15 protein-coding genes and 2 tRNA genes are annotated in these 14,078 nt (G+C 50.1%); 6 read left to right on the forward strand and 11 right to left on the reverse strand.

Annotated elements, in window-relative coordinates; genetic code table 11:
* The first annotated feature begins 20 nt into the window (after positions 1-20).
* Positions 21-1,091 (forward strand): FAD:protein FMN transferase, encoded by a 1,071-nt coding sequence (locus FOC66_RS06550; RefSeq protein ID WP_003748810.1) that lies wholly within the window; start codon positions 21-23, stop codon positions 1,089-1,091.
* A gap of 17 nt (positions 1,092-1,108) precedes the next feature.
* A complete protein-coding gene (gene nqrM, locus FOC66_RS06555) occupies positions 1,109-1,330 on the forward strand; it encodes a (Na+)-NQR maturation NqrM (RefSeq protein WP_003680888.1) in 222 nt (73 codons plus the stop codon).
* Positions 1,331-1,557: 227 nt separating this feature from the next.
* Here the strand turns inward: nqrM and rpmG are convergent, their stop codons facing one another.
* From rpmG to FOC66_RS06585, 6 genes are all read right to left on the reverse strand, one after another.
* A complete protein-coding gene (gene rpmG, locus FOC66_RS06560) occupies positions 1,558-1,713 on the reverse strand; it encodes a 50S ribosomal protein L33 (RefSeq protein ID WP_003684373.1) in 156 nt (51 codons plus the stop codon).
* A 30-nt stretch (positions 1,714-1,743) separates the two neighbouring features.
* Positions 1,744-1,977: a 50S ribosomal protein L28 gene (gene rpmB / locus FOC66_RS06565; protein ID WP_002216391.1), complete on the reverse strand. Its 234-nt coding sequence runs from the start codon at positions 1,975-1,977 to the stop codon at positions 1,744-1,746.
* 250 nt (positions 1,978-2,227) lie between these two features.
* Positions 2,228-3,556 carry a branched-chain amino acid transport system II carrier protein gene (gene brnQ / locus FOC66_RS06570; RefSeq protein ID WP_003748813.1) on the reverse strand — a complete coding sequence of 443 codons (1,329 nt, stop codon included), beginning with the start codon at positions 3,554-3,556 and terminating at the stop codon, positions 2,228-2,230.
* Position 3,557: 1 nt separating this feature from the next.
* Positions 3,558-4,454, reverse strand: coding sequence for a segregation and condensation protein A (locus FOC66_RS06575; protein ID WP_003748815.1), 897 nt, complete (start codon positions 4,452-4,454; stop codon positions 3,558-3,560).
* A 92-nt stretch (positions 4,455-4,546) separates the two neighbouring features.
* Positions 4,547-5,014 (reverse strand): hypothetical protein, encoded by a 468-nt coding sequence (locus tag FOC66_RS06580; protein ID WP_003748817.1) that lies wholly within the window; start codon positions 5,012-5,014, stop codon positions 4,547-4,549.
* A gap of 13 nt (positions 5,015-5,027) precedes the next feature.
* Positions 5,028-5,804, reverse strand: coding sequence for a tRNA threonylcarbamoyladenosine dehydratase (locus FOC66_RS06585; RefSeq protein WP_003748819.1), 777 nt, complete (start codon positions 5,802-5,804; stop codon positions 5,028-5,030).
* A 186-nt stretch (positions 5,805-5,990) separates the two neighbouring features.
* Here FOC66_RS06585 and FOC66_RS06590 point away from each other — a divergent pair, with 186 nt between their 5' ends.
* Entirely contained in the window at positions 5,991-6,455 is a 465-nt protein-coding gene (locus tag FOC66_RS06590; protein ID WP_003748822.1) for a universal stress protein, read from the forward strand.
* A gap of 78 nt (positions 6,456-6,533) precedes the next feature.
* Here the strand turns inward: FOC66_RS06590 and hemL are convergent, their stop codons facing one another.
* Positions 6,534-7,817 carry a glutamate-1-semialdehyde 2,1-aminomutase gene (gene hemL, locus FOC66_RS06595; protein WP_003748823.1) on the reverse strand — a complete coding sequence of 428 codons (1,284 nt, stop codon included), beginning with the start codon at positions 7,815-7,817 and terminating at the stop codon, positions 6,534-6,536.
* Positions 7,818-8,015: 198 nt separating this feature from the next.
* Here hemL and FOC66_RS06600 point away from each other — a divergent pair, with 198 nt between their 5' ends.
* The 3 genes from FOC66_RS06600 (at position 8,016) to FOC66_RS06610 (ending at position 11,345) form a co-directional block, all read left to right on the forward strand.
* The gene (locus FOC66_RS06600) at positions 8,016-8,411 is read left to right on the forward strand and encodes a hypothetical protein (protein WP_003748826.1); all 396 of its coding nucleotides are present in this window, start codon (positions 8,016-8,018) and stop codon (positions 8,409-8,411) included.
* A gap of 71 nt (positions 8,412-8,482) precedes the next feature.
* Positions 8,483-9,805 (forward strand): tRNA (N6-isopentenyl adenosine(37)-C2)-methylthiotransferase MiaB, encoded by a 1,323-nt coding sequence (miaB, locus tag FOC66_RS06605; RefSeq protein WP_003748828.1) that lies wholly within the window; start codon positions 8,483-8,485, stop codon positions 9,803-9,805.
* 229 nt (positions 9,806-10,034) lie between these two features.
* Complete coding sequence (locus FOC66_RS06610; protein WP_003748830.1) at positions 10,035-11,345, forward strand: NCS2 family permease; 1,311 nt, start codon at positions 10,035-10,037, stop codon at positions 11,343-11,345.
* 83 nt (positions 11,346-11,428) lie between these two features.
* On the opposite strand, the gene FOC66_RS06615 is transcribed toward FOC66_RS06610, so the two are convergent.
* From FOC66_RS06615 to FOC66_RS06630, 4 genes are all read right to left on the reverse strand, one after another.
* A complete protein-coding gene (locus FOC66_RS06615) occupies positions 11,429-11,986 on the reverse strand; it encodes a hypothetical protein (protein WP_003748832.1) in 558 nt (185 codons plus the stop codon).
* Positions 11,987-12,379: 393 nt separating this feature from the next.
* A tRNA-Glu gene (locus FOC66_RS06620) sits at positions 12,380-12,454 on the reverse strand.
* 12 nt (positions 12,455-12,466) lie between these two features.
* Positions 12,467-12,543 (reverse strand) — tRNA-Arg (locus tag FOC66_RS06625).
* Between the two features lie 132 nt (positions 12,544-12,675).
* Positions 12,676-14,034, reverse strand: a complete 1,359-nt coding sequence (locus FOC66_RS06630; protein ID WP_003748834.1) for a deoxyguanosinetriphosphate triphosphohydrolase — start codon at positions 14,032-14,034, stop codon at positions 12,676-12,678.
* Between the last annotated feature and the right edge of the window lie 44 nt (positions 14,035-14,078).

A 14,078-nucleotide genomic window follows, 5' to 3' on the forward strand; every position in this document is an offset into this window, starting at 1 on the left:
AAATAATCCGCAAATCCCTTATGCCGTTTCTTTCCAATTCGTTTTACCGTCCGATAATCGGTTGCACCGTTGCCATCTTTTCCGCATTCACACTCTCTGCCTGTCAACCTGAAAAACAACAACAAACCATCACCCTGCAAGGCGAGACCATGGGCACGACCTATACCGTCAAATACCTTTCAGACGGCCAAGACAAACTCCCCTCCCCTGCCGAAATACAAAAACGCATTGATGACGCGCTTAAAGAAGTCAACCGGCAAATGTCTACCTACCAGACCGATTCCGAAATCAGCCAATTCAACCAGCTGCGTACCGTCAATCAGGCCATGCCCATTTCCCAAGACTTTGCCTATGTGACCGGCGAAGCCTTGCGTTTAAACAAACTAACGCACGGCGCACTGGACGTAACCGTCGGCCCTTTGGTCAACCTTTGGGGATTCGGCCCGCAAAAAGAAATCACGCACGAACCGACTGCACAAGAAATCCAACATGCTTCAGAAATGGTCGGTACGGACAAACTCAAACTTTCCCAAGATGGACAGCATCCCACACTTGCCAAAACCCATCCCGAAGTTTATTTAGACCTATCCTCCATCGCCAAAGGCTTTGGTGTAGATAAAACCGCCGCCGAACTTGAAAAACTCAATATCGGCAATTATTTGGTTGAAATCGGCGGCGAGTTGCATGGCAAAGGCCGCAATGCGCAAGGCAATCCTTGGCGTATCGGCATCGAGCAACCCAATATCGTTCAAGGCGGCGCCACTCAAATTACCATTCCATTGGACAATAAATCACTGGCCACGTCCGGCGACTACCGCATTTTCCATGTCGATAAGTCAGGCCGTCGCCTTTCCCATATCATCAACCCTAAAACCAAACAACCCATCAGCCACAACCTTGCTTCCATCAGCGTAGTAGCAGAAAACGCCACACTTGCAGACGGCCTTTCCACCGGATTGTTCGTTCTCGGAGAAACCGAAGCGCTTAAACTTGCCGAGCAAGAAAATCTCGCCGTTTTCCTTATCATCCGAACCCCGCAAGGCGGCTACCATACTAAAATGTCCAGCGCATTCAAAAAATTATTAAACTAACCTTCAGGAATACACACATGAAAACCCTCCTTCTGACTTTCGGCATCTTTATCATTGTCATCCTCGGCATGGCAGTCGGCTATATTTTCTCCAAACGCACCATCAAAGGCAGCTGCGGCGGCATTTCCTCTCTCGGTATGAAGAAAATGTGCGATTGCGACACACCATGCGATACCTTGCAAAAAGAGCTGGATAAAAAACAACATTCCGACAATCAAGGCATCAAGGTCGATCATTAAGTCTTTGTTGAATGTTTATTCATAACTCAAGGCTGTTTATCCCCCATCAGGCCGTCTGAAAAATAAAAGAGCGTAATCCCAATGGATACACGCTCTTTGTATTTTGTCTATTCCAAAGCAATCCAAAAATATCTTGCATACACATTTGAAACAAGCCCCCAAAAACCAATCAGAAAATAAAAAGAAAAGCTCCTGCAAAACAGGAGCTTTTCTTGGAAGAAACCGGATTATTTCAATTTAGTTTCTTTGTAAATAACGTGTTTACGAGCTACTGGGTCAAATTTTTTGATTTCCAGTTTGCCAGGCATAGTACGTTTGTTTTTAGTAGTTGTGTAGAAGTGACCAGTACCAGCGCTGGACTCCAGTTTGATTTTATCGCGCATTGCAGTAATCCTTAATTAATGGTGTTTAAATTAAGCTTCGCCGCGAGCACGCAAATCAGCCAATACGACATCAATGCCTACTTTATCGATGGTGCGCAATGCAGCGTTAGAAACGCGCAGGCGAACCCAGCGGTTTTCACTTTCTACCCAGAAACGACGTGATTGCAAGTTAGGCAAAAAACGACGTTTGGTTTTGTTGTTGGCGTGTGATACGTTATTGCCAGACATCGGGCGCTTACCGGTCACTTTGCAAACTCGTGCCATGGTTAGTCTCCAAACTTCTAAAATAGTAAAACGCGATTTATACCACGAAATCCGCCTTCAGTTCAAGTCGTTTACTGAAAAAACGGGATTTGTGGAAATAAATCTTCTCAATATGTTGCATCTGCGAAACGGTATCTCGCAAAGCCTTAACTTTTCAATTATAACGGATTTCTTCAAAAAAATCATCTGTCGTTTGCTTGGTCGGCGAAATAAATAGGCCGTCTGAACATTTCAGACGGCCTATTTATCATCATGCTTTTTTCTTCAACGCCGCATTCAAAATGCAGCCGAGTATAAAACAGGCTAAAGAAGGAACAACCCACCCTAAACCGATATTATAAAACGGCAATGCGCGCTCGATGGCGGCAGCGGTATCGGCATCCAATCCAAACGCAGCTTTATAGGCATCGAGCAAACCGACCATAAGGGCCGCCATCATGGTGCAGAAATAGACAATACGGCCGCCGCCGAACAGTTTATCCGTCAAAGCCAGCAGAATGATGACGATGGTCAGCGGATACAACAGCATCAGCATTGGGATGGAAAAATGCAAAATCGCTGACAGGCCTTTATTGGCCAACAGGATAGACACCACCGTATTCAGTATTACAAAGACTTTATAAGAAATACCCGGGCAAAGACGGTTGAAATATTCGGCGCATGAAGTAATTAAGCCAACCGCCGTACTCAGACAGGCAAGCAGCACCATGACGCCAAGCAACACAATACCGGCCGTACCGAAATAATGCTGTGCGGTTTTAGATAAAACCGACGCGCCGTTTTCCTGCAAGCCGATACCGGCCACGCCTGTCGCGCCCATATAACCGATAAACAGGTAAACCACTGCCAGGCAGGAAGCCGCCAACACACCGGAAATCGTCGTGGTCTTCAGCAAATCCGCACGGTTGTCCACGCCCATGGCGCGAACGGCATCAATGACGATAATGGCAAACACCAGCGAAGCCAGCGCGTCCATGGTGCCGTAGCCTTCCAAAATACCTTTAACCAACGGATGAGCGGCAAAATCGCCTTGTGCAGTCTGCGGCATACCCATCGGGTTAATAGCGGCATAGCCGACCAATATTGCAATTGCCAGCAATAAAACGGGCGTAAGGATTTTACCGATACGATCAACCAGTTTCCCCGGAGAAATCGACAGCCAATAAGTCATGCCGAAAAACACCAGACTGAATACGGCCAATGCGATGCTTTTCCAAGATTCATCAATGAAAGGAGAGATGGCGGTTTCAAAAGATACCGTTGCCGTACGCGGCATGGCAAACAAGGGGCCGATTGCCAGATAAAGCGCGGCGGCAAAAGTCACGCCGTACCAAGGCGCAACACGGGAAGCCAGCGCTTCCACATCGCGCGAGCCGGAATAGCCGACGGCAATCACGCCCAGCAATGGCAACCCCGCCCCGGTCAACAAAAAGCCGAACATTGCCGAAAGCCAGTTTTCGCCTGCCTGCTGTCCCAAATAAGCCGGGTAAATTAAGTTACCCGCGCCGAAAAACAGCGCAAACAGCATCAAACCCACCGCCCATAAAGAGGCCTTGCTGCGACTTGTCGTCGAATTCATTTTAGTTCTCTTTTTTCAAATACCCGTTATCGGCTTCATCGATTTCAAGGCCGTCTGAAAGCATTTCGGCTTCGTTTGTTTCCAAACCGTCTTTCAGGCTGATTTCGATTTCGCCATAATTTTCCGGCTGTACGATACGTACCAAGCCTTCTTTGGCCAATTCCAGCAATGCAATAAAATTGACCACCACATACGTCGCGCCCTGCTCCGGCTTAAACAAATCGCTGAATTTGCTGATGCCGCTTTCGTTCAAACGGCGCAAAATCGCCGTCATCTGCGCGCGCACGGAAATGGTTTCCCGCACCACTTCATGACTGCGCGTATGCTTGGCACGCGATAAAATACCCAACCAAGCCTGCGTCAAATCGGCAACGTACACTTCCGGCAACTTCGCTTCGACCGCAATTTCCAGCGGCAAATACGCCCAAGCAAAATCACGTCCGGCACGCGGCAACGCGTCCAAGCCTTGAGCCGCCAGTTTCATTTGTTCGTAAGCCAACAGACGGCGCACCAACTCGGCACGCGGATCCGCCTCTTCATCCTCAACTTCTTCAGGACGCGGCAACAGCAGGCGCGATTTAATTTCAATCAGCATCGCCGCCATCAGCAGGTATTCCGCCGCCAAATCAAACTGATACGCCTCCATTTGGGCAATATAGTGCAGATATTGCTCGGTAATCTTCACCATCGGAATATCGAGGACATCGATATTTTGCTTGCGGATAAGGTACAGCAGCAAATCCAACGGCCCTTGGAAGCTGCTCAATACCACCTTCAACGCATCGGGCGGAATAAACAAATCCTGCGGCACATCGGTAACAGGTTGACCGAACACCCACGCAACGGTATGTTCAGACGACGTTGCAGCAGTGGAAGAAATAAGGTGTTCTGAAGGCATGGTTAAAGGGTCTTTTTCTTTTTAAGTTTAGTAAGAAGTTTCATCAACAAAAGGCCGTCTGAAACGAGGACGACCTGTTTTTAATATAAAAATCAGCGTTTTTTACGATTGATTTGCAAAGAAACAATGGCAATGGCAAAGGTCTGCGCCAAGGCCATGCCCAACAACGGCAGGCTGGCGAAAACTGTACCCGTCAGTACCGAACCAATATCTCGGGACAACACAAAACCATCCCTCGCCAGCATCGCCACCATCAAAGCCGACAACAGCAAACTTTCGCAGCCGACCAAAAACCAAATCATTTTAACCGAACGGCGTTTGCGCCATTTCATGATACCGGCGTGCACAAGGCTGAAGATCACGATAGACAGAAACGGATAAAGAAAAGTGGTGAACGGGCGGGTATAACCGCTTTGCACACACAAATAATCGCCGGGCAGCGTATTGCATTCCATCACATCGAGAAACATCGGATCGACAGCATACATCAACACGCCGAACCATACCGCATAAATCAGGCTGGCGATAAAGTAGGCTTTAAAAAATCGGCTCTTCACCATCTTCCCCTACCCCTCACTTCCGCCCTGCGATATGCTCCACCGCAGCCTGCGCGCAATACAGCCCAAACGAAGCCGTCACCAGCATACTCGCCCCATAGCCCGCGCAGGACAAACCTTGCGGCGCGGCATCGGTCGAACACGCTTCGCCGGATTGCGGCGGCGTAATATTCTCGGTTGAATAAACGCAAGGCACGCGCATTTTTTCTTTGGTATCGCGGCTGAAGCCGTAGCGTTTGCGCAAGGTGTAGCGCAGGTTGGAAAGCAGCGGATCATGGGTAACGCGGCTCAAATCGGCGGTTTGAATCAACGCCGGATTTTTCTGTCCGCCCGCGCCGCCGCTGATAATAAACGGTTGTTTATGTTGCACGAAATACGCCGCCATCGCCGCTTTGACACGGATTTGGTCGATGGCGTCGATGACGAAGTCGAAAGGCCGTCTGAAAAGCTCGTCCAGATTGTCTTCGGTCACAAAATCTTCAATTTCCGTCACTTCGCATTGTGGATTGATTTGGGCAATGCGTTCGCGCAAAGCGGTAACTTTTGCCTTACCGAAATCATCGGTCAAAGCGTGCAATTGGCGATTGACATTAGACTCGGCAACATTGTCCAAATCAATCAGCGTTAAACGACCGATACCGCTCCTCGCCAACGCCTCCACCGCCCACGAGCCGACGCCGCCGACGCCGACCACGCACACATGCGCGCGCGAAAAGCGCGCCAGCGCTTCGTCTCCGTAAAGTCTGGCAATGCCGCCAAAGCGGCGCGAAGAAAGAAAAGCGGCGTCCTGCATAAGCAACCTTGTGATATATCAATAAATTAATGAAAAACGCGACAGGCGATTCGGACAGACATTATACTTGAAAGCAGATGGGCTGTTGTACCTGCCCGAAAGAGTTTATAATCGTTTCACATTCAGACAAGTTCTGATTTCATATTAAACGAAAGTGCCGCTACTCGGCGCAAAAGGAGAATGAATATGTACAAACATCTGGTTGTAGCCGTTGACGGTAGCGAGACCTCCCTCAATGCATTGAAACATGCCGCCGAACTGGCAAGCCTCAACAAAGCCCAACTGACTTTGGTTCACGTTGCCAACCCTGCCGAATACATGGCTTTGGCGCCTGAATTCCTGCAACACGAAAGCTACGAAGCCGCCGCCGTTGCCCAAGGTAACGAAGTTTTGGATTTTGCAGAAAAAACAGCGCGTGAAAACGGTGTTGAAAACATCGTGAAACACCTGTTGGTCGCCAACAAAGGCGCGCGCGAAATGGCGCAAGACTTGGTTGACTACGCCGACGAAAACGGCGCCGACCTATTGGTACTCGGCACACACGGCCGCACCGGCCTGATGCACCTGCTGATGGGCAGCTTCGCAGAAACCGTAATGCGCCAAAGCCACCTGCCTCTGCTGATTATCCGCAGCAAAGCCGAAGAAGCATAATCAAGCATTGATTTAAAATAGCGAAAGGCCGTCTGAATATTTTTCAGACGGCCTTTTTTCACATGACAGCTTCAGCTTTTATTTCGCCATTTCTTTGAACACTTCGTGTGCCGCAGCAATGGTTTCGTCAATCAGCTCGGGCGTATGCGCGGCGGAAACAAAGCCGGCTTCATAAGCGGACGGGCCGAAGGCGACATTGCGGTCGAGCATACCGTGGAAGAAATGTTTGAAACCTTCAATATTGGAACGCGCCATATCGGCGTAGTTTTGCGGTGCATGGTTGGCAAAATACAAGCCGAACATGCCGCCCACGCTGTCGGCCGTAAATTCAACACCATGTGCTTTAGCCGCGTCGGCCATACCGTTGGCAAGGCGTTGGGTCAGGGCAGTCAGGTTTTCATAGAAGCCTTCGCGCTGAATGATTTCCAACGTTTTCAAACCGGCGGCAACCGCAATCGGATTGCCGGACAAGGTGCCTGCCTGATACACGCCGCCCAACGGGGAAATACATTCCATAATGTCTTTATGGCCGCCGAACGCCGCCAAAGGCATGCCGCCGCCGATTACTTTGCCCATGGTGGTCAAATCGGGTTTGATACCGTGCAAAGATTGCGCACCGCCCAGCGCCACGCGGAAGCCGGTCATCACTTCGTCGTAAATCAACACGGCACCGTGTTTTTCAGTCAATTCGCGCAAGGCTTTAACAAAGGCTTCAGACGGCCTAACCAGATTCATATTGCCGACAAAAGGCTCCAAAATCACACAGGCGATGTCATTGCCGCTTTGGGCAAAGGCTTCTTCCAGTTGGGCGATATTGTTGTACTCGAGTACCAAAGTGTGTTTGGTAAAGTCGGCAGGCACACCGGCGGAAGAAGGATTGCCAAACGTCAGCAGACCGCTGCCTGCCTTCACCAACAGGCTGTCGGAATGGCCGTGGTAGCAGCCTTCAAACTTGATGATTTTGTCGCGGCCGGTAAAACCGCGTGCCAGACGGATGGCAGTCATCGTTGCTTCCGTGCCGGAGCTGACAAGGCGCAGCTGCTCGACCGACGGCATGATTTTGGCGATTTCTTCGGCAATGACAATTTCGCCTTCAGTCGGCGCACCAAACGACAAACCGCCCAATGCCGCTTCGCGCACAGCTTCAATGACTTCGGGATGGGCATGGCCGACAATCGCAGGGCCCCAAGAGCCGACATAGTCGGTATAACGCGTGCCGTTTTCGTCCCAAACATACGCGCCTTCTGCCTTTTTGATAAAGCGCGGTACGCCGCCGACGCTGCCGAATGCGCGCACTGGAGAGTTCACGCCGCCGGGAATAATGGCTTTGGCGCGGTTGAACAAGCTTTCATTACGGTTCATGGTCAATTCTTTCGTAAGAGGTCGTCTGAAAATCAAATCGGTGCCATTTTAACACCAAATCCTTTTCAGACGGCCCAAGCTTCAAAATAAGAATCGGGCGCAAAATCAAAATTATTCTTTAAAAACAAACACTCTATCCACATTTTTCCTGCTTGTGCTATAATCCGCGACCTATTGAAACAATAAAAGAAAAGCATCATGTTACGCGGATTCATACTCAGCCTCGCCCTTTTGGCGTCCTCCTTCGTCCATGCACAACGCAGCCTGCCCGACGATATGGACGTGGCCGTTTTAAAAACTGTCGATCTGCCTTATCTGAAAGTCAGCAAAGGCGGTTTTTCTTGGACGCGCCTGCTGACCTTGGGCATTGTGGACGGCAATGCGGCCAAACTGCAAATCACGCGCTTTACCAAAATCCACGATGAAAACGATCGTTTCATTCCTATGGGCCGCCTGCTGAATCAAACCGGCAAAGCCGTCGCGTTCAAATACAACGAAGAAAGCCGCCTCGTCCGCGAAATCTGGATTCTGACCGACGCCGAGGCCGACAGGTTTGCCGCACACGCCAAAGCGCAAAAACAGGCGGAAGAATAACTTTCAGACGGCCCGGGTATTCACAGGCCGTCTGAACCCTTTTACAACAAGCAAGTCAATCAAAACAAACCATGAAAAAAGTATTTATCCGCACCTTCGGGTGCCAAATGAACGAGTACGACAGCGAAAAAATGCTGTCCGTCCTCGCCGAAGAACACGGCGGCATCGAACAGGTTACCCAACCTGACGACGCCGACATCATCTTGTTCAACACCTGCTCCGTGCGTGAAAAAGCGCAAGAAAAAATCTTCTCCGACTTAGGCCGCGTACGTCCGCTCAAAGAAAAAAATCCCGACCTCATCATCGGCGTTGCCGGCTGCGTTGCCTCGCAAGAAGGCGAAAACATCGTCAAACGCGCTCCGTATGTGGACGTGGTTTTCGGCCCGCAAACGCTGCACCGCCTGCCCAAACTCATCGTCGATAAAGAAACCACCGGCCTGTCTCAAATCGACATTTCCTTCCCCGAAATCGAGAAATTCGACCACCTGCCGCCTGCGCGCGTAGAAGGTGGTTCGGCATTCATTTCCATTATGGAAGGCTGTTCCAAATACTGCTCTTACTGCGTCGTCCCTTACACCCGCGGCGAAGAATTCTCCCGCCCGCTCAACGACGTATTGACTGAAATTGCCGGTTTGGCACAACAAGGTGTTAAAGAAATCAACCTCTTAGGCCAAAACGTTAATGCCTATCGCGGCGAAATGGAAAACGGTGAAATCTGCGACTTTGCCACCTTGTTGCGCATCGTCCACGAAATCCCGGGCATCGAACGCCTGCGCTTTACCACCAGCCATCCGCGCGAATTTACCGACGCGATTATCGAGTGCTACCGCGACCTGCCCAAGCTGGTTTCCCACCTGCACCTGCCGATTCAAAGCGGTTCCGACCGCGTATTGAGCGCGATGAAACGTGGCTACACCGCCTTGGAATACAAATCCATTATCCGCAAGCTGCGCGCCATCCGTCCTGATTTGTGCCTCAGCTCCGACTTTATCGTCGGCTTCCCGGGCGAGACCGAGCGCGAGTTCGAGCAAACCTTGAAACTGGTCAAAGACATCGCCTTCGACTTGAGCTTCGTCTTTATTTACAGTCCGCGTCCGGGCACGCCTGCCGCCAACCTGCACGACGACACGCCGCATGAAGAAAAAGTGCGCCGCCTCGAAGCTTTGAACGAAGTCATCGAAGCCGAAACCGCGCGCATCAACCAAACCATGGTCGGCACGGTTCAACGTTGCTTGGTCGAAGGTATCTCCAAAAAAGACCCCGACCAACTGCAAGCCCGTACCGCCAACAACCGCGTAGTCAACTTTACCGGCACACCCGACATGATCAACCAAATGATCGATTTGGAAATCACCGAAGCCTACACCTTCTCCCTGAAAGGCAAACCGGTATAAGCACACACAAACAAAGGCCGTCTGAAACTGTTCAGACGGCCTTTATCTTGGTTCGGCACAGCATTATCTGATTCATGTATTTTTATTACCCGAACAAAAGGCTTTTCAGTATAATACCGCCCGAAAATTCCCTTATCTGTTGAGAAGTTAAGGCCAAAAACCAAACTTTTTGCAGACCAATCCGACGATGCCGTCCCGCAGGCGGCTTTCCCAAAAGGAATATTTTTAAATGAGTTCTTCAAATCAAAGCGTTTTGGAACGATTGTTCAACCTGAGTGCCAATCAGACCAACGTCCGCACTGAAATCATGGCCGGTTTGACCACCTTCCTCGCCATGTGCTACATCATCATCGTCAACCCCCTGATTTTGGGCGAAACCGGCATGGATATGGGCGCAGTATTTGTGGCCACCTGTATCGCCTCCGCCATCGGCTGTTTCGTGATGGGCTTTGTCGGCAACTACCCGATCGCCCTCGCGCCGGGCATGGGCTTGAACGCCTACTTTACCTTTGCCGTCGTCAAAGGCATGGGCGTGGACTGGCGTGTGGCTTTGGGTGCCGTTTTCATTTCCGGCATCATTTTCATCCTGTTCAGTTTCTTTAAAGTGCGTGAAATGCTGGTCAACGCCCTGCCTATGGGCTTGAAAATGTCGATTGCCGCAGGTATCGGCCTCTTCTTGGCATTGATTGCACTCAAAGGCGCGGGCGTGATTGTGGCCAATCCTGCCACATTGGTCGGCTTGGGCGACATCCACCAGCCTACCGCCCTGCTGGCGATGGCAGGCTTTGTCATGGTGGTTGCACTCGGCCACTTCCGCGTCAAAGGCTCCATCATTATTACCATTCTGACGCTGACCGCCGTCTCCACCGTCTTGGGCTTGAGCGAGTTCAAAGGCGTGGTCGGCGAAGTTCCGAGCATTGCACCGACTTTCATGCAGATGGACTTCAAAGGCTTGTTCACCGTCAGCATGGTCAGCGTGATTTTTGTATTCTTCCTGGTTGACCTGTTTGACTCTACCGGCACCTTGGTCGGCGTTTCCCACCGCGCAGGCCTGTTGCAAGACGGCAAACTGCCGCGTTTGAAACGCGCCCTGCTTGCCGACTCAACCGCCATCGTCGCCGGTGCCGCCTTGGGTACGTCTTCTACCACTCCTTACGTTGAAAGCGCGGCAGGTGTTTCTGCCGGCGGCCGTACTGGTCTGACTGCCGTTACCGTCGGCATCCTGATGCTGGCCTGCCTGATTTTCTCGCCGCTGGTTCAAAGCATTCCTGCATTCGCTACCGCTCCCGCCCTGCTCTATGTTGGCGCGCAAATGTTGCGCAGCGCGCGCGAAATCGATTGGGACGACATGACCGAAGCCGCACCGGCATTCCTGACCATCGTCTTCATGCCGTTTACCTACTCGATTGCCGACGGTATTGCGTTTGGCTTTATCAGCTACGCACTCATCAAGCTCTTGTGCAACCGCACTCAAGACGTACCGCCTATGGTATGGATTGTCGCCGTATTGTGGGCACTGAAATTCTGGTTCTTGGGTTAAATCACTCAAAAGAACAGGCCGTCTGAAAAGTTTTCAGACGGCCTGTTTTATTTTACCCAGCGTTTAAAGCTGTCGATAAAAAATTATTTTTTCACTTTTTTAGCGGCTGGTTTAGCGGCAGCTTTCGCGCCTTTGTCCAATACGCAGAAACGGGTAGCGATTTGGTCAACCACTTCTTGTTTGCCGTTTACTTCGGTAGTACCGCGGATAGTCAGCATGTTGCCGTCCACTTTGTCCACGTTGGCTGCAGTGGCTGCTTCAGCAATCCAAGCAACGTTGCCGCCCCAGAATGCGTTTACATCTTTGCTGCTGTCGGTGATACGGAACAGGTTTTCAGTTACTTGACCTTTGTATTTTACTTGAGCGGCAACAACTTCGTTGCCTTTGAAGCCGTACATGACGCTCAGAGGCTCTTTGCCGTCTTTACCGCATTTGTAGTGAACTTCTTTAGTACCGTCGATAGAGTCCACTTTCAAAGTATTAGGTACTGGAGCTTGAGCTTGTTGAGCCTGAGCTTGAGTTTGTTGTTGCGCAGTAGGCGCAGCTTTGGCTTCAGGTTTGGCTTTAGAACCGCTGCTGCATGCAGTCAGGGCAACAGCCGCCAAAACGGCAGGAACGATTAATTTAACATTCATATTCATAATTGACTCCCAAATGGTTTCAATAAAAAACCGGCAAACGCCGGCTGACATTTACACATTAACAGAGATATTCCGTCTTGTCTTTACCTCAGACGGCATTTTTTAAGAAAAGTTCAAATAAATATTTTTATTTTCTAAAATCAAGAAATTATAAATATGAAATCATGTAAATTCAGGTTTGGAAATTTTTAAGATGAATACTATTGTCAATAAATCGGGTTTTGACAAGGGTAAAATAAGATTGAAAAACACATAGAACGACAAAAAGTCTGGGCAATTGATTTGACACACTTCTGTCTCTTGAGTTGCCGTGAGTTTCAGACGGCCTTAGAACACAAACAAGAAATGCAATAAAAAAACGCAATCTAAAACAGATTGCGTTTTTTTGAAAACTGGCACGCCCACGGGGAATCGAACCCCGGTTACCGCCGTGAAAGGGCGATGTCCTAACCGCTAGACGATGGGCGCAGATAAATCTTGTGGCGCACCCGGAGCGATTCGAACGCCCGACCCTCTGGTTCGTAGCCAGATACTCTATCCAACTGAGCTACGGGTGCATCCTCATCACTTCGCTAGTGCGTTGTGAATCAAGAAGACCGAATGATATAGGCTTTCCTAAAACCTGTCTACCCTTTTCACGGATATTTTTTATATTTTTATTTAACTATTTGAAATTAAATAATATAAAATTAACGTAAAATCCCTACTCCTGACAAATCCTGCGCCATTTTGGCGGCGGAATTATCGGTCATGCCGCCGACAAAATCCAAAATCTTCATATAGGCCTGATACAGACTGTCTTCAGGAAGAATCGGATTGTGCTTTTTCAATAATTCCAATGCCAGAGACTGACGCGTTGCCAACTGTTTTTCAGCAATCAGGGCATAAGCGGCAGGGACAAGCAAATCCAAGATGGAGCCTAAGCATGGGAACGTGGCGATTTCGGTCAAGAGTTTGGTGTGATGGCGGAAAATCCGTGTTTGCGCCAATTCTTTTGCTTTTGCCAAAGTGTTTTGCACTTGCGGGCTGCACAGAGCCAGCAAATCTTTGCCTTTGAATGTTCCGTCCAACAAGTCGGACTGATGCAGCATAAAGGTTTGTGCGACATCATCAATCGCCTTGCCGATCGCAATGCCGCGCAACATGGCGCAACGCTGACGGCTGGAGCTGGCGTGCCACGCGCTTTCGGCAAAGGTCAGCTCGGACAAAATACTTTCTACTTCCGTATCCGTGAGCAAATCCAATTCGACGGCATCTTCCAAGTCCAGCAAGGCATAGCAGATATCGTCGGCGGCCTCCATCAAATAAGACAAAGGATGGCGCGCCCAGCTGTCTGCTCCTGCGGAAACCAGCCCCAATTCGTCGGCAACTTGACGGATAAACGGCAACTCGGTTTGATAAATATTGAATTTTTTTCTGCCGTTCGGATGTTGCGTTGTCCACGGATACTTCAACAATGCGCCGATGGCTGCCGCAGTCAGACGCATTCCACCAGCCTCGGGATACATTTCAAGGCTGGCGACGATACGCAGGCTATGCGCATTGCCTTCATAGGTTTGAATATCGTTGCGTTCCGCTTCGTTCAATGTGTTCAGATAAATTTGATGTTCTGGCCGTCTAAACCAATCGCGCAAAGCATCTTCGCCGGTATGGCCAAACGGCGGATTGCCCAAATCATGCGCCAAACAGGCAACCTGCACCACGGCACCAATATTGCTGGGCGTATTGCCCTGCGGCAGAAAACCGCCGTTGTGCAACATCACGCCCACGCGGTTGCCCAAGCTCCTGCCCACGCTGGCAACTTCAACGCTGTGCGTCAGGCGGTTGTGCGTCAAATCGTGTTGCGCCAGCGGATGCACTTGCGTTTTTCGGCCAAGGCGGCGGAAGGCTCCGGAAAAAACAACCCGGTCGTAATCGATGTGAAAATCCGTACGCAAAGCATCGGCACCTTCCTGAGTCGAAGGGGTAACGGTCGGCACGATTTCGCCGTTTTTGGGACGGAAGCGTTGGGTGGACAATAAGTTTTGCCAATTCATTCGGGTATTCATAAGCGTTTCCTAAAATGAAGCAAAGGCCGTCTGAAACATATTCA

Origin of the sequence: Neisseria mucosa (assembly GCF_013267835.1) — a bacterium.
GTDB lineage: Bacteria > Pseudomonadota > Gammaproteobacteria > Burkholderiales > Neisseriaceae > Neisseria.

Bases quoted from the DNA above. Each gene is read 5' to 3' on its own strand.
- FOC66_RS06550 (WP_003748810.1), top strand. From the start codon at position 21: ATGCCGTTTCTTTCCAATTCGTTTTACCGTCCGATAATCGGTTGCACC.
- nqrM (WP_003680888.1), top strand. From the start codon at position 1,109: ATGAAAACCCTCCTTCTGACTTTCGGCATCTTTATCATTGTCATCCTC.
- rpmG (WP_003684373.1), bottom strand. From the start codon at position 1,713: ATGCGCGATAAAATCAAACTGGAGTCCAGCGCTGGTACTGGTCACTTC.
- rpmB (WP_002216391.1), bottom strand. From the start codon at position 1,977: ATGGCACGAGTTTGCAAAGTGACCGGTAAGCGCCCGATGTCTGGCAAT.
- brnQ (WP_003748813.1), bottom strand. From the start codon at position 3,556: ATGAATTCGACGACAAGTCGCAGCAAGGCCTCTTTATGGGCGGTGGGT.
- FOC66_RS06575 (WP_003748815.1), bottom strand. From the start codon at position 4,454: ATGCCTTCAGAACACCTTATTTCTTCCACTGCTGCAACGTCGTCTGAA.
- FOC66_RS06580 (WP_003748817.1), bottom strand. From the start codon at position 5,014: ATGGTGAAGAGCCGATTTTTTAAAGCCTACTTTATCGCCAGCCTGATT.
- FOC66_RS06585 (WP_003748819.1), bottom strand. From the start codon at position 5,804: ATGCAGGACGCCGCTTTTCTTTCTTCGCGCCGCTTTGGCGGCATTGCC.
- FOC66_RS06590 (WP_003748822.1), top strand. From the start codon at position 5,991: ATGTACAAACATCTGGTTGTAGCCGTTGACGGTAGCGAGACCTCCCTC.
- hemL (WP_003748823.1), bottom strand. From the start codon at position 7,817: ATGAACCGTAATGAAAGCTTGTTCAACCGCGCCAAAGCCATTATTCCC.
- FOC66_RS06600 (WP_003748826.1), top strand. From the start codon at position 8,016: ATGTTACGCGGATTCATACTCAGCCTCGCCCTTTTGGCGTCCTCCTTC.
- miaB (WP_003748828.1), top strand. From the start codon at position 8,483: ATGAAAAAAGTATTTATCCGCACCTTCGGGTGCCAAATGAACGAGTAC.
- FOC66_RS06610 (WP_003748830.1), top strand. From the start codon at position 10,035: ATGAGTTCTTCAAATCAAAGCGTTTTGGAACGATTGTTCAACCTGAGT.
- FOC66_RS06615 (WP_003748832.1), bottom strand. From the start codon at position 11,986: ATGAATATGAATGTTAAATTAATCGTTCCTGCCGTTTTGGCGGCTGTT.
- FOC66_RS06630 (WP_003748834.1), bottom strand. From the start codon at position 14,034: ATGAATACCCGAATGAATTGGCAAAACTTATTGTCCACCCAACGCTTC.